The sequence below is a fragment of the Olivibacter sp. CPCC 100613 genome, from assembly GCF_036959255.1.
In the GTDB taxonomy this organism is placed as follows: domain Bacteria; phylum Bacteroidota; class Bacteroidia; order Sphingobacteriales; family Sphingobacteriaceae; genus Olivibacter.
In genome coordinates this window covers 1-18,599 of record NZ_JAWMTI010000018.1, presented here as the reverse complement: position 1 = coordinate 18,599, position 18,599 = coordinate 1, and the positions used below count along the sequence as shown (strand labels likewise).

19 protein-coding genes are annotated in these 18,599 nt (G+C 41.7%); 6 read left to right on the top strand and 13 right to left on the bottom strand.

Annotation, left to right across the window (positions count from 1 at the left end; all coding sequences use genetic code 11):
• Nucleotides 1-30 precede the first annotated feature (30 nt).
• The 4 genes from RYH73_RS26145 to RYH73_RS26130 all read right to left on the bottom strand — a co-directional run bounded on the left by RYH73_RS26145 (nt 31) and on the right by RYH73_RS26130 (nt 3,186).
• Nucleotides 31-579 carry a hypothetical protein gene (locus RYH73_RS26145; protein WP_335316387.1) on the bottom strand — a complete coding sequence of 183 codons (549 nt, stop codon included), beginning with the start codon at nt 577-579 and terminating at the stop codon, nt 31-33.
• 2 nt (nt 580-581) lie between these two features.
• The gene (locus RYH73_RS26140; RefSeq protein WP_335316386.1) at nt 582-2,030 is read right to left on the bottom strand and encodes an ABC transporter permease; all 1,449 of its coding nucleotides are present in this window, start codon (nt 2,028-2,030) and stop codon (nt 582-584) included.
• Nucleotides 2,027-2,746, bottom strand: coding sequence for an ABC transporter ATP-binding protein (locus tag RYH73_RS26135; RefSeq protein ID WP_335316385.1), 720 nt, complete (start codon nt 2,744-2,746; stop codon nt 2,027-2,029). The genes RYH73_RS26140 and RYH73_RS26135 overlap by 4 nt, the downstream gene beginning before the upstream one ends.
• A 161-nt stretch (nt 2,747-2,907) precedes the next feature.
• A complete protein-coding gene (locus RYH73_RS26130; RefSeq protein ID WP_335316384.1) occupies nt 2,908-3,186 on the bottom strand; it encodes a hypothetical protein in 279 nt (92 codons plus the stop codon).
• 226 nt (nt 3,187-3,412) lie between these two features.
• Here RYH73_RS26130 and RYH73_RS26125 point away from each other — a divergent pair, with 226 nt between their 5' ends.
• Together RYH73_RS26125 and RYH73_RS26120 are read left to right on the top strand one after the other, a co-directional pair.
• On the top strand, nt 3,413-3,781 hold the full coding sequence (locus RYH73_RS26125) for a hypothetical protein (protein WP_335316383.1): 369 nt from the start codon (nt 3,413-3,415) through the stop codon (nt 3,779-3,781).
• A 104-nt stretch (nt 3,782-3,885) separates the two neighbouring features.
• Nucleotides 3,886-6,021 carry a TonB-dependent siderophore receptor gene (locus tag RYH73_RS26120; RefSeq protein ID WP_335316382.1) on the top strand — a complete coding sequence of 712 codons (2,136 nt, stop codon included), beginning with the start codon at nt 3,886-3,888 and terminating at the stop codon, nt 6,019-6,021.
• 117 nt (nt 6,022-6,138) lie between these two features.
• Here the strand turns inward: RYH73_RS26120 and RYH73_RS26115 are convergent, their stop codons facing one another.
• On the bottom strand, nt 6,139-7,527 hold the full coding sequence (locus tag RYH73_RS26115) for a serine hydrolase domain-containing protein (protein WP_335316381.1): 1,389 nt from the start codon (nt 7,525-7,527) through the stop codon (nt 6,139-6,141).
• Between the two features lie 104 nt (nt 7,528-7,631).
• Complete coding sequence (locus tag RYH73_RS26110) at nt 7,632-8,252, bottom strand: helix-turn-helix domain-containing protein (RefSeq protein WP_335316380.1); 621 nt, start codon at nt 8,250-8,252, stop codon at nt 7,632-7,634.
• A gap of 88 nt (nt 8,253-8,340) precedes the next feature.
• On the opposite strand from RYH73_RS26110, the gene RYH73_RS26750 reads away from it, so the two are divergent.
• Nucleotides 8,341-8,586 carry a flavin reductase gene (locus RYH73_RS26750; protein ID WP_442946149.1) on the top strand — a complete coding sequence of 82 codons (246 nt, stop codon included), beginning with the start codon at nt 8,341-8,343 and terminating at the stop codon, nt 8,584-8,586.
• Here the strand turns inward: RYH73_RS26750 and RYH73_RS26105 are convergent.
• Nucleotides 8,533-8,781, bottom strand: a complete 249-nt coding sequence (locus tag RYH73_RS26105; RefSeq protein ID WP_335316379.1) for a hypothetical protein — start codon at nt 8,779-8,781, stop codon at nt 8,533-8,535. The two genes, RYH73_RS26750 and RYH73_RS26105, sit on opposite strands and share 54 nt — an antisense overlap.
• 170 nt (nt 8,782-8,951) lie before the next feature.
• Here RYH73_RS26105 and RYH73_RS26100 point away from each other — a divergent pair, with 170 nt between their 5' ends.
• Nucleotides 8,952-11,342: an ABC transporter permease gene (locus RYH73_RS26100; protein WP_335316378.1), complete on the top strand. Its 2,391-nt coding sequence runs from the start codon at nt 8,952-8,954 to the stop codon at nt 11,340-11,342.
• 346 nt (nt 11,343-11,688) lie between these two features.
• Here the strand turns inward: RYH73_RS26100 and RYH73_RS26095 are convergent, their stop codons facing one another.
• On the bottom strand, nt 11,689-12,894 hold the full coding sequence (locus RYH73_RS26095) for an alpha/beta hydrolase family protein (protein WP_335316377.1): 1,206 nt from the start codon (nt 12,892-12,894) through the stop codon (nt 11,689-11,691).
• 106 nt (nt 12,895-13,000) lie between these two features.
• On the opposite strand from RYH73_RS26095, the gene RYH73_RS26090 reads away from it, so the two are divergent.
• Nucleotides 13,001-13,927, top strand: a complete 927-nt coding sequence (locus RYH73_RS26090; protein WP_335316376.1) for a helix-turn-helix domain-containing protein — start codon at nt 13,001-13,003, stop codon at nt 13,925-13,927.
• 512 nt (nt 13,928-14,439) lie between these two features.
• Here RYH73_RS26090 and RYH73_RS26085 read toward each other — a convergent pair.
• From RYH73_RS26085 to RYH73_RS26070, 4 genes are all read right to left on the bottom strand, one after another.
• Nucleotides 14,440-14,946 carry an SRPBCC family protein gene (locus RYH73_RS26085; RefSeq protein ID WP_335316375.1) on the bottom strand — a complete coding sequence of 169 codons (507 nt, stop codon included), beginning with the start codon at nt 14,944-14,946 and terminating at the stop codon, nt 14,440-14,442.
• Between the two features lie 324 nt (nt 14,947-15,270).
• Nucleotides 15,271-15,393: a hypothetical protein gene (locus RYH73_RS26080; protein ID WP_335316374.1), complete on the bottom strand. Its 123-nt coding sequence runs from the start codon at nt 15,391-15,393 to the stop codon at nt 15,271-15,273.
• Between the two features lie 158 nt (nt 15,394-15,551).
• Complete coding sequence (locus RYH73_RS26075) at nt 15,552-16,346, bottom strand: NIPSNAP family protein (protein ID WP_335316373.1); 795 nt, start codon at nt 16,344-16,346, stop codon at nt 15,552-15,554.
• 91 nt (nt 16,347-16,437) lie between these two features.
• Nucleotides 16,438-16,818, bottom strand: coding sequence for a winged helix-turn-helix transcriptional regulator (locus tag RYH73_RS26070; RefSeq protein WP_335316372.1), 381 nt, complete (start codon nt 16,816-16,818; stop codon nt 16,438-16,440).
• 110 nt (nt 16,819-16,928) lie between these two features.
• Here RYH73_RS26070 and RYH73_RS26065 point away from each other — a divergent pair, with 110 nt between their 5' ends.
• Nucleotides 16,929-17,906: an NmrA/HSCARG family protein gene (locus RYH73_RS26065; RefSeq protein WP_335316371.1), complete on the top strand. Its 978-nt coding sequence runs from the start codon at nt 16,929-16,931 to the stop codon at nt 17,904-17,906.
• A 385-nt stretch (nt 17,907-18,291) separates the two neighbouring features.
• Here RYH73_RS26065 and RYH73_RS26060 read toward each other — a convergent pair.
• Nucleotides 18,292-18,599 (bottom strand): nuclear transport factor 2 family protein (locus tag RYH73_RS26060; RefSeq protein WP_335316370.1); only part of this gene is annotated, 308 nt, incomplete at its 5' end.

Here is an 18,599-nt window from a genome sequence, read left to right as displayed (position 1 = left end):
TAACACCAAAAGAACACATTCTGCTCTGGGTTATAAGACACCCAGACAGATCGAAGAAATGCTATTGGAAAAAGAAAAAATGGCAGCATAAAAAAGTCTCCTATTTTTAGTTGCAATTCCATCTTTTTCTTCGGAAAGCAGGTTATAACTGAAGCCGATAATCAGCAAGGGGAATAAGTAGATAAGCACGAAGCTGAAATCCAGGTTTCCTGCCAGAAGGTTTGATGGATTGAACAGGTCTGTATCATATTTCTGGCCTTCCAGATTCCGTATTGTTAGGCTCTGAATAGAGCTGTTCACATCCCGCTGCCCTATGGAAAGGCCATTTAAAGGATGCGGCTGATTGACCAGATTGAACCGGATATAGTATAACAACAAACCGATTTCACTTTGATGGAACCGAACATTCCGCTTAATATGCTCCTGTTGGAAATGTTCAGTGCTGAGCAAGCTCTTCTTCTGTTTATCCATATGCTGCTTACCGATAAAAAGGCTCAGTATGCCTGCAGCGATTATCACAGACAATCCTATAATGGCGATCTTTGATCGCAGAAAACGTTTTAATATCAAAAGGAACATAACTATATCGCTTTTAGTCTTTTTGAAAGAGCCTTTATTAGAAGGCCCAATAGCATAATCCAGCTCAAAAGGGCCACTAGCGAGTAGGCCTCACCTTTCATTAGCACTTGCAGAGCGGTAAACTTATACTTGAAATCCGGAAATGATTTCCAATGGCTTCGACTTATGCTGTAGGGTTTATCATGATCGCCCAATTTTTTGTTGCTGATCAATTTTATCTGCAGTTCATTCATGTGTTGTGCCAGTTGATAACGATAAGTCTCGGTTTGCTGTTGAAACCCTGTATATGTATTGAAATCGGTTCCGCATAAAGCCATCGAAATGTTGCGGATCGCTGCGATCGGATTGAAGAAGGTGGAAAACCTGGCCAGTTTGTTTTGCCGCTGATAGGTCTGTAATAGACGCTCAAGATGTATATTATACAGCTCCGCACTGATTCGCTCCCCCTCCTTCATCTGGAAACCGCTGTAATTGAAGGGGAGCTCTTCAACGGAACTTACCTTGTACACTTTTAAAATGGAATCTTTGAGTGCCTTGTAATAGGGATCGTCCGGGTTGTGGCTATCGCCCGTTCTTATCAGGTCCCTTTCAATGGCTGCCTGAAATTCAGCGATGGAAGGCGATGGATAAAATAAATTACCCAGTGCCTGACTCGTACGCGGAAAAATCACCGCATATACCAACCAGATCGCTACCAGAGATATTAATGAAACCTTTGCTGTTTTGCTGGCAGCCGAAATTAGTACAGGAATCACACTAATAACAACAAAATACAATATATAAAATAGGGAAATCCAACCTGCACGTCCCAGGGCATCGGCCCGTAGTGCTTCCGGAGAAATAGAGATACATCCCACCGCTAACATAAGGATTGCCAGCGCCAAGATGGACAGACTGATTCCAAGTAAACCGGCTGCTTTCCCGACTAATATCTCCTTCCATGAAACACCCTGACTCAATAGTATTTTTAATGTTCCGTTTTCTCTATCGGTGGCAACTGTATTAAATCCGATAAAAAAAATTACCAACGGCAACAACAATTGCAGTATCATGGACATGCTGATCTCGCCAAACCGCAACATACCAGTGCTGAAACCCGCTTCCGAGAAGTTAACCGTATTCTGTCGATGAGCCTCCAGAAAAACAGCATTGCCGGTGAAACTTTCCATCCCGAAATCGAAGAAGCTCAATGGATGCTTAAATCGAAAAACCAGATAACCATAGTGTGCCATACGGTGCGGGTGTTTATCGGGCATTTTTTCCCAATTCTCCCGTACCTGCTTTTGGTACAGCTGTCGGCTTTCCGTCTGTTGTTGGTAAATGGCTGCACCACTGAAAGCGGCGTAAACTAATAAAATAACAATAGTGCCAAGCAATACCATGATCGCCTTGTTTTTGAAGGCATCTAGGTAAGTTTGCTTAGCGAATAATTTCAATACATCCATTCTCATAAAAATCTTCCGTTTAAAATTGTCTCGAGGTATAAGGTCTGTAATTCATTCGCCGTGATCCCACTGTTGGTAATGGTATGTACGAGTTCGCCTTGTTTCATGATGCCGATGCGCGTTGCCATGTTAACTGCATTGAAGATATCATGCGTTGCCATAAAAATTGCTTTACCTTCGCCAATAAGTCCTTTGCATATGGTGGTAAATTCGTCCATTGCTTTTGGGTCGAGCCCTGAGGTCGGTTCGTCCATTAAAATCAGATCCGCTTTCTTGGCCAATGCGATAGCAATGCCAACCTTCTGGCGCATACCCTTTGAGTAGGTGGATAACCGTCGAGCACTTGCCTCCTGTTGCAGACCAGCTTTATCCAAGAACTCATTAAGTGCTTCTGTAGGATAGCGATATCCCGCAATACGGCTGAAAAAATCAAGATTTTCGACACCTGAAAGATTTCCATACAATTGTACAACCTCAGGTATGTATGCCACATGTTTTTTTGTGGCAACCTCATTTTGTCTAACTTCAATACCATTGATAAGGGCACGACCACTGGTGGGGGCCAAAAACCCTAAGATTAGATTGATGGTGGTTGTTTTACCTGCACCGTTTTGCCCCAGTAGACAAAAGATTTCTCCTTTTTCTACGGACAGATTGAGATTACGCAAAGCAAATGTACCGTTATACGATTTGCTAAGCTGTTCCGCTTTGAGTACGCTCACGCTTAAAGAAATTTGAAATGATTAAAATGATGTTTAACGGATCTGAGAAGACAGTCTTTACCTCAACCAGCCTAAATGCTGAGGTCTCAGCATTCAGTTAATGCAAGAAAGTAATATCTATCAGATATCCGCTTAGATAAATTATAGAAAGACGCAATGAGTCATCCGGATATGGGAGGCCCCCGAAGACTGAGGACGGTTGAATGTTTGATGTAGCGAAAACTCGAGTAGGGCGTATCATAAGCCTTAGCTGCTTGGGGTATGAGGAAATGGAATGACAGTACGGATACATCATCACCCCCCACCAAATGAAAATCACAGATCTTACAATGCCCATTGTGGTAAGAGACGATCTGTTCGATCTTATTACTGCGTTTTTGCTTGCTTGAGGTCGGAACCGGATGTTCATGTAGGGCCTTCACTATATGAATTACCAGCATAAGCACCAGTAACGCATATGCAATTATTCTCCTACAGATTATATTCCTTGAGGCAAACACAAACCAAAGATAAGCGCATTTTTCACAAAACGCAATATAGTTGCACTTTTATTCAAGAACGTCAAGGCTACCAATGATGTACTTCAAAGTTATTATGCAATATGTAGGTGTGCTCCGATCACTTTTTAACGCAAACCTAAGGATAAAATAGTATCTTTGGGTTCTTATGAAGAAAGTGTTAGTCTACGTAATGTCAATCCTGATGCTACTGCAAACGGGTTCTGCATTACTGATCATGACCGCTTTTTACGCCAATCGGGATTATATTGCACAAAATCTTTGCGAGAACCGCACGCGTCCTGAACTCCATTGCAATGGACAATGTGTACTGATGAAGAAGTTAAAAAAGGAACAGGAAAGGGAAGCCAAACATCCCGAACTCAAACTCAAGGAAGTACAATTTCTCCTAGCGGAGCAAACCTTTCTCCTGCCCTTAGCCAGCCAACTCTTGCCCATACGTCTGGGCTTTGATTTATATAAGCTTGTTTATACCTTTAAGTACCATCGGCACCTATTAAGGCCGCCCATTTCATAACCTGCTCCATACAAAGGGAAGTTTCATTTCTCTTCATATTCTTCTTATTGTCCACGTGCAATTCCCCTATCGGGAAGCATTGATCTATATTTACAGGTTATATTATGAAATATCTTTTAAGTGTATTCGCTTTGTATATAAGCAGCACCTTATTTGCCCAAACGCCCATAGATACTATTAGAAAACAAGATAGCATCCGCTTGGAGGAGGTCTCCATCACATCGAAATACTATCGAAAATATAAGGTTGATACCTCATCAAACACGCTCAAACAACTGAGCCCCATTTTGGAACTGCCGCAAAATATACAGGAAATCGACAAAAGCATTCTGCTCGACCAGCAGGCTATCAATATTAACGAAAGCGTGAGCCGGAACGTAAGTGGGGCCATGCGTAACAATACCGCCGATTTCTACAGTCCATTGCTTTTCATGCGTGGAGCAGGTATCAACACGCTACGCAACGGGGTAGACCTTTCCATGATCTACTACGGACCCATGCCGGAGGATGCCAATATCATTGAGCGGATGGAGTATATCAAGGGTCCGGCCGGGTTCATGAATTCCATTGGTGACCCGGCAGGCTCTGTCAACCTTGTAACCAAGAAACCAAGCGGTATCAACAGTAACCAAGTCTTCCTTCAGACAGGCAGCTGGGATCTCTACCGCTTGGGTGCAGATCTGGACGGTAGTTTTGATGCTGATAAGAAATGGCTCTATCGTTTCAATGCGGTGGGCCAAAAGTCCAAATCCTTTCAGCGTTTCGCTTTCAATGACAAGATTGTTTTCAACCCCAGCTTGCGGTTCAACATCAACAAAAACTCCTCCCTTACGGCCGAGTACACCTACCAGCAGCAACAGTTCTTGCAATACCTGCTAACAGTCTTTTCGCCAGATGGATTTGCATCATTACCGAGAGATTTCAGTATCGCGGATCCCAATAAGGAACCTGTGGACGCTAATGAGCACAGTGCTTTTTTAACATATTACAACCGCCTAAATCGTAATTGGCAGTTCACGGCCAAAGCCGCTTATGCCAAAAGTAGTATGGACGGCAATTACTTTTTCGTCTCCGCCTATGACAAAGAGCAGCCGGAAGAGATCAGGAGACGCGTTACCTACGAACGCTTCCATACAGATGTAGCTTCCCTTCAGGCCTATATCAACGGGGGTTTTAGAACGGGGCGTATCAAGCACCGTTTTTTAGGTGGTGCAGATCTCAACCGCAAATCCCTGCTGGGCTATTCAGGCTATAACGACCCAAATGCCAACCCTACCCTTTATCCCTTGAATGTGCATGCACCGATATATGGCATTGATTTTAACCCGAATAAAAAAGAAGGGTCATTAAAAGATATCGCAACCAATGAACAACAGCTAACCTATTTCGCCTTTTACGCACAGGATGAGATACGGCTTTTGGAAGAAAAACTGCGCTTTACTCTAGCTGCCCGCTTAACACATTCAAAAAATCAGATAAGTATCCCTTCTTCGTCGTCTGTGTCCGATGTAGCGCTAACGCCACGCATCGGCCTTAGTTACTCCATTCTTTCAAGTTTGGCGGTTTATACGCTATATGATCAGACCTACACGCCGCAAAGTGGCATAAGTGTAGATGGCAGCCATTTTGACCCGCTGAAGGGTAAGAACATTGAAGCAGGTATCAAGAAAGATTGGGCCAATGGTAAGTGGAATAGCACCCTCTCTGTATACCATATTCGCCGCGACAATATCATCGTAACCGATCCGCAGACAAACCTCCAATCGCAGATTGGACAGACAACGTCCAAAGGCCTTGAGTTTGATCTGAAGGGAGAAATCGTAAAAGGACTCAATGCTGTGATCAATTATGCTTATACCAATGCCTATGTGTCTGAAGACGCCAATCCGGCTATCATTGGACTTCCCGTACCTTACCGTGTTAAACATATACAGAATACCTGGCTAAATTATAGGCTTCCTTTGCAAAAGATTAAAGGTTTCAGCCTTTCAGGAGGGTACCAGTTTCAGGCAGGTCGCGCAGGCCGTTATCCACAGGATGGCGAGATCGAGACCAACAATATTTTCCGTTTGGATGGAGGTTTAGGCTGGACAAACGGGAAAATTGCTATTAATGCACTGGTGAACAATATATTAAATCGCTTCAATTATGGCAGTGCCTGGGCAAGACCTACCGGACTGTATGCTTATGTGCCTTTCCCGTCGAGAGAATTCAGACTAAATATTGCGTATAATTTCTGAGAGCGGTATGTAAATCCATCACGCATTAACCGAAAAAACAAAAAGAGGTATCAGTCATCCCTAAGGGAGTTTATAGGATTTTCCACCTAATTTATCGGTATATGGCGTCCAAACAAACTAATTCTCTTGCTTTTTCCATAGTAACTGGTTGAGTGAAAGTGCTTTGATATTATTTTCAGTACCAGGGATGAATTCATACCTGATATCGTGGCCGTCCTTCCCTTTGGCCGTAAGCGAATAATCGCCCGAAAATTGTAGCGGTACATTGGGCAATAGCTCTTGCAGGTAAGTGGAATACAATTTACCATCCGACAGGTAAATTTGCAGCATACCATAACCACCATCCAGCTTATAAGTACCGACATATTTCTGCAGATTGTAAATCGGTTTTTGCTGGTAAAGGGGCACGATCAAGTCGGCAATATATTGATTGATACGCTGAAAGGGGAAATCAGTGGTATTGGCTAGTATCACCCAACCGATTTTTAATGCTGGGTGGAAAACGATTTCGGCACGGGCCCCGAGCATGGAACCCTCTTGTTGAATATAGGGGTGATTTCGCAGCCAACCGATCCCCAACTGTTGCATCATTTGCCGTCCTTTAGCAGAAATTACCTGATTGTTCTCATCAAATTGCGCACTGATAAACCTGGTCATGTCTCGTGCGGTGGAATACATTCCTCCAGCAGGCACCATCGACTCAGGATAGAAATCCGGGCTCCGAATGAAGCCTGTTGAATCACCTTGATAATAATACCCCCTAGCAATTGAATCCCCTACTGTTCCGAAACCGGTATTGTTTAAACCGAGAGGTTGGCAAATATTGGAAAGAATGTAGGCCTCATAATCTTTGCCCGCTGCTCGTTCCAAAGCGAGGCCGAGCAGACCGTACCCGAGATTGGAATAGTGCCGGGTATCCTGCCGAAGAAAATCATAGCTTGGATATTGTCCGGTTACGAAAGCCAGCGATTTGATAAAATCTGCTTTATCCGCTGATCGCAGCGGACCTTCATCTTTTTTCTGCATCAGCCACCGATCCACCTGCTTTGCAAATTGGATATCGGCAGGAGAGTTTCTTGGAAGCCCCGAATTATGTGTAGCCAATTCAAAGTAAGTAGCGTTGCCGACGAACTCAGGGATTTCTTTGCTTACTGGATCCATGAAATTTATGATACCTCGTTCAGTTAGTTGCATGAACATAGTGGCTGTAAATGCCTTGGTAACAGACTGAATCTGGTATCTGGAATCTATCGTAGCAGGTGTCTTCTTCTCGATATCGGTGTACCCCCGTGCATCACTGAAAATAATGCGGTCCTCATGTACAATAGCTACGGCTATACTAGGCGAGTGGTACCTTTCCTGAAAGCCTGCAACAGCTAGCTCCAATTGCGCAACGGTGGAGTCACTCAGCGATTGCTGGGCGGTAGCATTACTATATAAAACGGTCAGGCAAATTGCGCTGGCATACATATTGAGATTTGAATAAATCAGTTTACTTATGTTCATATGACATTGGTTTTGGGCAAAGGTAGGCCACAGAAGTAATGGGTGCCACGCAGAAAGGCCGCCATTTTAGCGACAAATACGCGCCAATGCCGTCAATAAGATCTTTAAACGATATTCGGAACGAAAATGAGCAGCTCCTTTTCCCTGTTGATGTCGTTAGCGGTTTTCAGTATGATCAACACGAGGGCAATAAGGAATAATAGGTAGCACCAAATGAAAAGTGGGATTTCCAATACTTCACCAATTTTAAATAAATAAAGATCTGCTACTGGAGTGGCAATTAGCGCAATCAAGGTGACGACCGACCACCAAATATGTAAACTGAGTATCTTATTTGCGGCAGCTTTATTGTGTTTGTCCGTTAACGACTTCCGAAAGATATAACGAAGTACCACTGGTATTATAAGATTCATAAATGGTAAACAAAGCGCAATCAAAGCGCTAAAGTTGATATATTTAATATTGTTATCATATACCGCGTCTGATTCGTCCTTTACGGGCGAGGTAATATTTTGCTGGTTCAAAATTGATGCTCCATTGGTAAGCATTAATTCGTCTGGAGCAATGTGCAGCGCATCACATAGTTGCCTGATTACATAAGGGCTTCCTGTAGATACGCCACTTTCTATACGTTGGATGGTTCTCAATGATACTGCAGACTTTTCTGCTAGCTGCTGTTGCGACAGGTGATAATGTGTCCTGAATTGCTTTAATGTCTTTTTCACCGTTAAAAGTGGGTTATACCAAATTTAACTATTTTTTATATCGCGACAAAATATATAACGCTCCTACTTATACAGGCCAGCGGAAAAGGTGGAAGCACCGCTGATTAGGCAATGTCTCGCTAATATTGAATGTAAGGTTGTAAATACTCAATTATCCGGAAAATACAACCTGTTTGTCGTTGCCGCTGTGAAAGCGTGGGTTAATCATGATCGAAGGGAACAACGCATCTTTCATCATAAAGGTGACGGAACTTTCAGCGTAGATGGACGGACAAGAGATCTAAAAGCTAAAATGACCAAATGGAAAGAGATCACTAGCGTCCTCCTTTGTTGACTCCAAAAAATCATACATCTTTTCTTCGTTTAATATCCAATCTCTATCGGATTCAGAAAATACTTTCCAATTATTGTAATCGGTGTCAACTGCGCAGTAACCGCTATTTTGTAAATTGGTTATTATCGAAGATTTACCGGTTCCGGGCATTCCCGTTAAATAAATACGCTTTGCCGATGAGGTAATTGATAGCATATGATAGCATGATAAGTTTGCCTTTAGAAATTCGGCACACTGTAGATTAAAGATACAAATATCGCAAGAATTGGCGGATCTGGTTCGCTTATACCGCTATCAATTTCCTGTAAAATGCAACATCTATTGAATCGCTGCGTCTTGTAGAATAGAAACCATTTTAACCATTTATGCTTAAAAGCGATATCAAAAGCGCTTGGCGCAATCTTTGGAAGAACAGAGCCTACAGCTTTCTCAATATCTTTGGCTTAGCCCTTGGCATTACCTGTGCGGGTTTAATTTTTCTATGGGGTGAAAGTGAACTGACATTTGACCATTTTAATAGTAAAAAAAACGAACTCTATCAGCTGAAAGTGAATGCACCTTTTAATGAAAGTGTCTTTACGATGGAGTCTACACCACGTCCGCTAGCTGCAGCTATAAAGGCTGACATCCCGGGTATAGCCAATACAGCAAGATACTCAGACGGAGACCAAAAACTGCTTTTCAGTTTCGATAACACATCCGTATACGCAACAGGCCGCTATACAGATGCATCTTTGTTCAGTATGTTTACATTTACCTTTTTGCAGGGAAATGCATCCAATCCATTCCCACAATTATATTCACTTGTGATCACAAAGCATACGGCAAAGAAATTCTTTGGCACCGAAGAAAATGCCGTTGGTAGAACTTTACGGATAGATAACAAACAGAACTATGTTATTACAGGTGTGGTAGAAGATATGCCCGAAAACTCATCACTTCAGTTTGAATGGCTGGCTCCATATGACATCACCATGGAAAAGCGATCAGAAAATATCGATGAATGGGACAGTTATGGGCCCTTTACTTACGTTGAACTGGATAAAAATGCAAACTTTGCAGTTGTCAACAATCAACTAAGGCATTACATTAAACAAAAAGCACCCGCTGAAAAAAGCGAGACCTTTCTCTTTCCTATGGAAAAGTGGCGGTTATACGATGCCTTTGCCAATGGCAAGCCGACCGGTGGTGGACGTATCGCACAAGTCCGCATGCTTTCAATGATTGCATGGATCATATTGCTAATTGCCTGTATTAATTTTATGAATCTTGCAACCGCACAAAGTGAAAAGAGAGCAAAGGAAGTCGGCGTGCGCAAGGTTTTAGGATCGGGGAAAAAACGACTGCTGGCACAATTCACTGGCGAGGCTTTTATGATGGCTACTGTTGCTGCAATTTTTTCAGTGCTCTTCATGTATATTTCACTGCCTGCATTCAATACAATTATGCAAAAGAATCTTGTGCTGAATATCCTTAATCCTAATCATCTTATTTTCCTTATCACAGTTACAGGTATTTGCGGATTGGTAGCGGGAAGTTACCCATCCATTTATCTATCGTCCTTCGATCCGCTTGCAGTTTTAAAGGGGGCTAAAATTAAAACGCATGGTGCAGCTCTTGTAAGGAAAGGGCTGGTGGCCACCCAATTTGCTATTTCTATCATTTTTACAATCAGTACAATTGTGGTGTATGCGCAGATACAGCATGTGAAGAACCGACCCCTGGGCTTCAACAAAAGCAGTCTCATTGAAATCAATCCGCAGCATAACGTTTCTGCTATATTTCCTATTATAAAGCAGGATCTATTGCATACGGGCCTGATAGAAAATGCAGCCCTTGCCGGTCATGTAACGCTTTATGGAGGTGATACCGACGACAGATTCAGGTGGGCGAACAAGCCGGAGGATCAGAAAATACCGGTAGCACAGCGGCATATAAGCCCTGAATTTATTTCCACTTCCGGTATGAAAATTTTGGAGGGGAGAGATTTTGGCGGAAACACGTTGGCTGAAAGAGCGAACGTTGTTATTAATAAATCCATGGCAGATCTGATGGGCGAAGAGTCGGCTGTTGGAAAAATTATACAATCGCCCCGCGGTAATCCGGACGGAATTTTTACCGACATGACCATAATAGGAGTTGTAAGCAACTTCGTCTATGGCAATATTTATGGACAGGCAGACCCCATGATTCTTTTCTGCAAGGAACCTGAATTTCAAAGTTTTATTTATGCACGGATAAAAAACGGGGCCAATATCGGACAAGCGGTTTCAACGATAGAAACCGTTATGAAGAAGAATAATCCCAATTATCCGTTAGACGTCAGATTTGTAGATGACCAGTTCGATCAACTATTTAAAAACGAGGCGCTCACCGGTCAAGTTTCTACCGTATTCGCCGTGCTTGCCATCTTGATTTCCTGCCTTGGTCTGTTTGGGCTTTCTGCTTATATCGCCGAAAGAAAAACCAAGGAAATCGGCATCAGAAAGGTGCTGGGCGCAAGTATCACGGGCATCGTATCCCTCCTATCAATAGGCTTTTTAAAACTTGTTGGTATCGCCTGCCTAATTGCTTTTCCCTGTGCCGGGTGGATCATGCACAATTGGCTGCAAAGCTATTCATACCGTATTCATATTGGCTGGTGGATGTTTTTAGTAGCGGGTATCGTGGCATTCCTCATAGCAATGATCACTATTAGTTTTCAATCGATGAAAGCTGCCATGGCTGATCCGGCAAAAAGCCTGAGAAATGAATAATTGTTTAGTCTATCCCTTTTCCGAGAGTGCTCACCTATTTAGTTTTTTTGTTGGTATTTATCAGTTCGAACTTTAACTCCGCGAGCTTTTTAATTCTTTGAAACCATTGTCTTTGAAGCAACCAGCGTTGACCTGTAAATACAAGACCGATAAAAGCTATAGATAATAGCTTAAAAATAGCCACATCCAATCCGTAAAAGAAAAAAAACAGCATGCCACCCGTGAAGATTATCCTTGAGCATAATGAGCCCCATTTAAATCGCTTGAGTTTCTTTAGATATGGCGCTTTATGAAGCAAGCCTCATGTAAGTTGAACAAATGTCCATACTACATGAAGTGTACTGATTTACGCTGATTTTGACAATACAACTTTTAACCAGGTTTCCACTTCTTGTACCAATCTCAAAGCGTTATTTCCCTGACAGTGTGCATCAGCACCCGTCTCAGCATCAAGAGTAATTAGCTTTTTTTGATCGTTTTCTATCGCTTCGTACCATTCTTTGGTTTGTTTTTTCCATACAGCGCCTTCCTGCATTCCCAATACAGACATAAATGGTATTTTCACCCGTTTCGGATCTACAGCATTATTATCCCATTTTTCTACCAGTTCTGTTAGGCCTTTAACACCGGCCTTCCATAAAAGTACTTGAAGGTTGTTAGCTCCGGCAGCGGATTCCGGTATTCCCGAAGACAATTGTTCACGAACACCTGTAAACAATTCCCCTGGGTTATAAAGAGCCGGTGTAGCAACAACCGCTGCCAGTCTCGGTTCATAAGCAGCAGAACGACAAGCGAAATAGCCGCCCAAACTCATTCCCAAAAGCACCAGCTTTTTTGTATTTACATTAAATTTTTCAATGAGCGTATCAACTACCTTATGTATTGAATTTTCGGTTTGTTGTTCCCAATAAAGTCCCTGATTGGGAACTAAACCTTGTCCAGGCAAATCTACCAAAGCTACAGAATAGCCTCTATCCAAATAATAACGACCTTGAGATAAAAAGCGGTCTTCATGACACGTATCCGCTCCCCCAATGATTAAAATTGTAGGAGCACTGCTATCTGCTGATTGATAAAAGTGTCCCGGCAATTCCCCTCCTCCATAAGAAACAGAAAACTTGGTAGCCGGCAGCTGAAGTCCTTTCATTGCTAAATCAAAATATTCTTGGCTACTTTGAAACAAATAGTCAAATCGTTCCCCGGGAACTACAAATTGCCATGCAGAGCGGTAGGCTGCAAAAGTCTTCAAATGAACTTCACCGGCTGCTCTAACATTTCCTTCTTGCAACCAACCCTTCCCTTGCTCTATCAATATTTCGGCTTGTTTTTCAAAGGCATCAGCCCACGAATCAGGATGGCCATCTTCTATCTGGGATGCAACATAAAAAGCCTCACCTACCGACAAACCGCCTGCTGCGCCCCAGCTGAGTGCTCCAAGAAAAAAAAGATCCATATTTGGGTCATTAAAACGGTAACGTTGGGTCAATCTTTGAGTTGAATAATCGGCACCTCTGCCTGATTGATTTGTTAAACTCTCATTTTGCGATTTCATACTATCTTGTTTTTTAATTAAAAATCATATTGCTAAATTATCACTATCTTTACCATTAAAATAACTCAATAACCATTAAAAATAGTCGAAAAAAGTCATTGTAAAAATGAAAGATACCTCAGGATTGTTGAATTTTTTTGAAAAAATCCAGTACAATTATGGTAAGGATACTGTTCATTACTTGGAAGTTCTCGATTATAAAACTTTTGATTTTTTCCCTGAAATGGCAATGTTTTCACTGTCATACATAGTACATAAAACATTCCGAAGAAACTCGACCACCCCGAGCTATTTTGATAATGCAATCTGCTTTTATTTCAAAAATGTTGTACAGGAACCCGATCCTATTTCCAATACCCGGACGGAAAAACCTGTTGTACATATTTTTCCCTATTCGGCAACACGAATAAGCAACTTCAAGAAAGGAGAAAAGGTACAGGTGCTTTGCGTGATTATCCGTATTCCATATTTACAGGCCTTATTAGGAACAGAAGCCGAAGACTTTAATTTTCTTTTGAACAACTATCATCATTTTCTTATTGAAGAAATTCTGACAGATGATATTGTACGTCTTGTTACAGAAATCATCTACCCCAAACGACAAGAAGTATTAACAGATTTCAACGACCGTATTGTTTCTTTGCAATTGATTTTTAGCTTATTCAAAAGTCTTAGCAAACGTGACCAAATTAAATTCCAAAAGTTAAATGAAGGGGATATAATTTCTATTTATAAAGTCAAAGAAAGATTGATTCACGATTTATCACAACCAGTTACTGTAGAGGAACTGTCCAAAATCGCAGGAATGAATATTAACAAAATGAGAAAATTATTTATCCAGATATTTGGTATGGGAATCTATGACTATTTCCAGAAACATCGAATGCTGGAAGCAGCAAAAATGCTGAAAAATCAAAAAATTTCTGTCTCAGAAGTCGGCTATTTGTTAGGTTTTGAAAATCTTAGCCATTTTACACGCATGTTTGAGCGATATATTGGCATGAAACCAAAAGCTTACAGCATGTTAAACTAGAATATAACGATTACAAAAAAGGCTAAAAGCCGATTTCCAAAAGAGGTATTGCTGCAAGGTAAATGAACCGGATAAAAGTTTGAACCGAATCAGCCAAACGATCATTCGTTTATCTATTTTAGCATCTTCATTAAGAAAGTCTAAATCATAAATGAAACACCCTTTACTTTCGTCTGTCGTACTCTACCTAATATCTCTTCCACTGGATGCTTCAACTGTTAGGCAAACCATGCTTCTTCATTTCTTTGACAATAGCAATCGCTTCCTGCTTTTTACCCTCATTTGTTTCAAATTCCTTATCGAGGTATTCAAATTTCTTGTCCAAGTCAAAGACTTTTTCGGTATTCGGGAAAAAGAATGTTTTTAAGCAGAAGGTCCTCAAATTGCCCCAACAGAGAAGGAATATTTTAGAGGCGCAGCAACAAATTAACACTCAGGAAAGGGCTTCCAAAAAGAACCGCCGCGGGATGAAGGGGCTTTACTGCTAGATTATAAAAATTTGTTTTACCATTTTATTTGTTTTTTAAAGTTAATAATAATTCGTCCAAATTGCCGATTGCCATTGTAAAGCCCTCTTTGAAACCTGTTTCAATCAGCATTTCAATATCTTCCAATTTGTCGTGCTTCATCGTAATATTTACGGTTGTGATACCGTTTTCTTCTGTAAAATTATTGATCCAAAGTGAGTGCGGTTTAACGGTGTTTTCAATTCCGTTTTCATCGCAAAAAGCATCAAAAAAAGACAGCAATTTGTTGGTTTCAATGATCTTGTAATCCGCTTTGTTCCAATGTTTTTCATTTTCGGGACTAACCATTGCATAAAGCCAGATTCCGCCTACTTTTAAATCGAAAATTTTGGTTTCGATATGATACGGTTTCGGTGCCCACCATTGGGCGAGAAGTTCGGGATTTGTCCACGCCTCCCAAACCAATTCACGGTCTGCGTTAAATTCACGTTTTATGTGAATGGTTTTTGTTTCTTTTTTGACTGTAAAATCGAATAATAGGTTACTGTTCATTTTTTTGATTTTTAAGTTTTACTTTTCTTGCCTCGAAGGCACAAAGACACTAAGTTCTTCTTTGTGGCTTTCCCGAATAGTCGGGACAAGCTGTGCCTTTGTGGTATTATTACTTCCGTTGCATCTTAGTCAATAAATCATCCAATCGATTAACACATTGAATGCGATCTTATTAAAATTAAAGGCAGCACTTCTTTGACAGATTGAAAAATAGTAAGCCCAACTTTTTTATTTTCAAATTAAATTAAGAAACCAATCAGTTGCAAATATAAATGCAACTTTTCGGTTTCGCAATTTTTTTTATCTTTTCTTGCGTTCGGTTAATCATGCTACCATGCCGGGTCGCTTAGCTCGCGGAGATCCCGCATGTACTGCCAATCGGTCACCCCCATCTTCTTCGACAACGTCTCGCAGTAACCTAGATGCTGTAATGATCTTTTTGTACATACCTTTCCAAGCGAAGCACCGTCGACGGATCTCCCAAAAATGAAAAGGGTTTCTCTGTGGTCACGCGTACCGAACCACAACAAGTTGTATACTACCAAAGGCCACTTGTAAAACACTTCGTGCCCGCCACTCCAAGTACATCATACCTTGGTACCAGCCTAAATCTGCGAATACTCCGCAGGCTGAAGAAATGTGCTCGTTATCTTAGATACAAGCTTTGAATCGGCATATTCCGGAATCGCACTGATTTTCTTCCATTCCGGATCAGCACCAAAAGATTTCCAATGCTGGTCGCGTGCGGTCATATCATCGAAGGTAACCATATAAATAAGGTTCGGGCGGGCCTCTCCTATGATCGTTTCTCCAAAGAAAACCGGTTTAAAACCCAGCCGTTTGAAAATTTCAATTTCCCCCGCGTCATTGAACATCTCACGTTTCTTTGTCCCTGCCGCCTCACTCGCATGCTCATATCTACGCAGTTCGAAAATACGTTTATCCTTCGGCGGGAGCTCTATGCCAGGCATGTTTTTAAAGGCTTTAAGTAAGGAACTTTGTATACGCTCATATGCCGGTTTTGTTGCCGGAGCATTCAGGTATGAGGCACCTTCTGTAATATAAAGTTTATCCTGTTCAAGCCTATTATCTATCGTCTCAAACTCGCGTAGCGATTGATAAGGGATTAGCACAACCACTATTGATTGCCCCGAAGGCTTAAGTTCGGTAAATACGCCGACGTTTTCAATGCCCAACCTGTTCAATGCGGGGATTGCTGCTCTTTCAAGATAGTTTTCCACCAGGCTCTGTTGGTCAGCATCCTTTAAAGTATAGGTTCTAAGTTCATAATGCATTTGCGTCTTATTGCTAGGTTTAAGTTGAGCAAATCCAGTCCGCGGTAGTATTGCGGCGGCGGCACTACTTATGATTGTTGTCTTTAAAAAACCACGTCTTTTCATATTAGATGTCAGTTTAACAGCGATAAATCCCTCCCTCCTCCACAGTTCTAAAGCTATATGGGAAAAATTCGCTTAACCTATATGTCTGTTACTAGTCAACTGCCGCATCCAGAAATTCGCCTCGTTCCAAAACAGTCTGATTACCCCACTGAGTAATTGCTTCTAATACGGGGACAAAAGACTTCCCGAAATCAGTTAAGCTGTAAACCACCTTAATAGGTGGTTTTCTGCCGTAGACTTTTCTTGAAACAAGACCATCTTTTTCCAGTTGTTTAAGTTGTAAACTCAGGGTCATTTCGGTAACGGAAGGCATTTCTTTACAAAGCTCATTATACCTCTTCACACCATCTTTTAAATGATAAAGGATGACCGTTTTCCATTTTCCGCCGACCAAATCCATGGTCAGACTCACGGTACAGGGGTAGGTTTTACCATTCAGTTTTACGAAGTCGCCACTACATTCTGTTTTCATCTCTTAGCTTTTTTAACCTATCTGTTTTGATAGTTATTGCAAATGTATCCAACTCAAAATAATTTTGCAACTATAATAATTATAGTACAAATGTTTTAAATAAAAAGAGTATGACAAAAAAATTAAAAAGCCACAGAACAATAACAGGAAATGACAAACCGCTTATCACTATTGTTGGTGTACTGGGAAAACAGGGATTGAGTACGGCACGTACCTTATTGGCGAGCGGAAAGTACCGCGTGCGTGGCATAACCCGCAGAACAAATTCGCCCCAAGCGGTCAAACTGACTCAACTGGGAGCCGAACTTGTCAGTCTACCACTCGAGCCCGGGTATGAAAAAGAATTTATAGAAGCCTTTCATGGTGCCGATGGCGCATTTTTAATGACACCAAATATTGCTCCTCCCGCAACACATGAAATGGAACTGGGCAGGCAATTGGCTGATGCGGCCGTTAAGGCTGGGGTAAGGCATATTGTTTTCAGCAGTCTGGAAAACGTAGATAAAATTACAGATGGGAAATTATATGCTCCCCATTTTACCGATAAAGCAAGGATCAAAGACCACATCCGTACCCTCCCTGTTAAAAGCTCGTTTATCTACATGTCCTTTTTTTACACCAATCTTATTGAATTTTACACGCCTGTTTTAAAGGGAGATACACTCGTTTTCCCAATTTATCTACCAAAAGATTTCCGTGCACCGTTTGTTGACCCGCTTACTGCTACAGGGCCGGCTGTTCTGGAAATTTTCTCCAATCCTGACAAATACGTAGGAAAGTCAATGCCTGTAGTTGGTGATATCCTATCGCCACAGGAAATAGTGGATACCTTTGTGAAGGTAACAGGCAAAAAGGCCGTATACAGTTCTGCATTTACACAGCAAGAATTGCTTGAACACTTTCCTGGATTTGCTTCCAACGAAGGTTTGGTACGGGAAATTTTAGGGATGGTGCAGTATGCCGTCGAATACGGATATTTCAAAAAAGATCGTGATCTGGCATGGAGCAGGAAAATAACCCCCGATACGCTCACTTGGGAGCAATTTCTACGGCACACAGGCTGGAATGGGGAAAGACGTTTATTTTAATTTCACCAATAGCTCTTGAACGATCGTTGCGGGGGAAAAAAATAGCTACAGCAGCAGAACATTGAAATCAAATTTTAGGGTATATTCTTCTTATTTACTGTCCATCCACGGTGGGATCCTTTTTCAACCAAAAATCCTTTTTTTTGGTATAAACGGCTATCGTTTCGTAATCATCCTGAATGCGGGCAAATATCTTGTTGCCTACGTAAAAGGCAGGTGTCCCGTGGCAGAGTCTTTCCTGTACTTCCGGCAGGGCGGACACTGCTCGGCGGATGATATGGAGAAAAAACGGAAAATCTTATCGATGAGATCAGTAAAAAAATGAAAATCGGTGAATTCCCGATTTTCATTGGATGGCACACTGCGCGATGTTTACCTACAGACATCATTTGCCCCAAAAAGCATTTTCATGCTTTAGGTCGGCGCTGTATACGGTTACCTCTACAATTTTCCCATCTTTCACGGTGTAGACATCCACATTCTCAACGTCCAAGCCGTCACCGGGCTGCCCAGCAGTCCAGCGCAGTAATACCGATGCCTGGTTACCATTTATGGCAATAGTCTGAATTGCAGCGAGTGACAGCGTATTTCGAGATATTTCGAACATCCCTCCTACCATTTCGAATACTTCATTACTGCTCTGTTTTAGTCCGGAAAAGCGGTTCGCACCTGGTTGGTTCCACTTTACTGACG

Excerpts from the sequence above, each read along its gene's own strand:
- RYH73_RS26145 (WP_335316387.1), bottom strand. The coding sequence starts at position 579 with ATGTTCCTTTTGATATTAAAACGTTTTCTGCGATCAAAGATCGCCATT.
- RYH73_RS26140 (WP_335316386.1), bottom strand. The coding sequence starts at position 2,030 with ATGAGAATGGATGTATTGAAATTATTCGCTAAGCAAACTTACCTAGAT.
- RYH73_RS26130 (WP_335316384.1), bottom strand. The coding sequence starts at position 3,186 with ATGCTGGTAATTCATATAGTGAAGGCCCTACATGAACATCCGGTTCCG.
- RYH73_RS26125 (WP_335316383.1), top strand. The coding sequence starts at position 3,413 with ATGAAGAAAGTGTTAGTCTACGTAATGTCAATCCTGATGCTACTGCAA.
- RYH73_RS26120 (WP_335316382.1), top strand. The coding sequence starts at position 3,886 with ATGAAATATCTTTTAAGTGTATTCGCTTTGTATATAAGCAGCACCTTA.
- RYH73_RS26115 (WP_335316381.1), bottom strand. The coding sequence starts at position 7,527 with ATGAACATAAGTAAACTGATTTATTCAAATCTCAATATGTATGCCAGC.
- RYH73_RS26105 (WP_335316379.1), bottom strand. The coding sequence starts at position 8,781 with ATGCTATCAATTACCTCATCGGCAAAGCGTATTTATTTAACGGGAATG.
- RYH73_RS26100 (WP_335316378.1), top strand. The coding sequence starts at position 8,952 with ATGCTTAAAAGCGATATCAAAAGCGCTTGGCGCAATCTTTGGAAGAAC.
- RYH73_RS26095 (WP_335316377.1), bottom strand. The coding sequence starts at position 12,894 with ATGAAATCGCAAAATGAGAGTTTAACAAATCAATCAGGCAGAGGTGCC.
- RYH73_RS26090 (WP_335316376.1), top strand. The coding sequence starts at position 13,001 with ATGAAAGATACCTCAGGATTGTTGAATTTTTTTGAAAAAATCCAGTAC.
- RYH73_RS26085 (WP_335316375.1), bottom strand. The coding sequence starts at position 14,946 with ATGAACAGTAACCTATTATTCGATTTTACAGTCAAAAAAGAAACAAAA.
- RYH73_RS26080 (WP_335316374.1), bottom strand. The coding sequence starts at position 15,393 with ATGTACAAAAAGATCATTACAGCATCTAGGTTACTGCGAGACGTTGTC.
- RYH73_RS26075 (WP_335316373.1), bottom strand. The coding sequence starts at position 16,346 with ATGAAAAGACGTGGTTTTTTAAAGACAACAATCATAAGTAGTGCCGCC.
- RYH73_RS26070 (WP_335316372.1), bottom strand. The coding sequence starts at position 16,818 with ATGAAAACAGAATGTAGTGGCGACTTCGTAAAACTGAATGGTAAAACC.
- RYH73_RS26065 (WP_335316371.1), top strand. The coding sequence starts at position 16,929 with ATGACAAAAAAATTAAAAAGCCACAGAACAATAACAGGAAATGACAAA.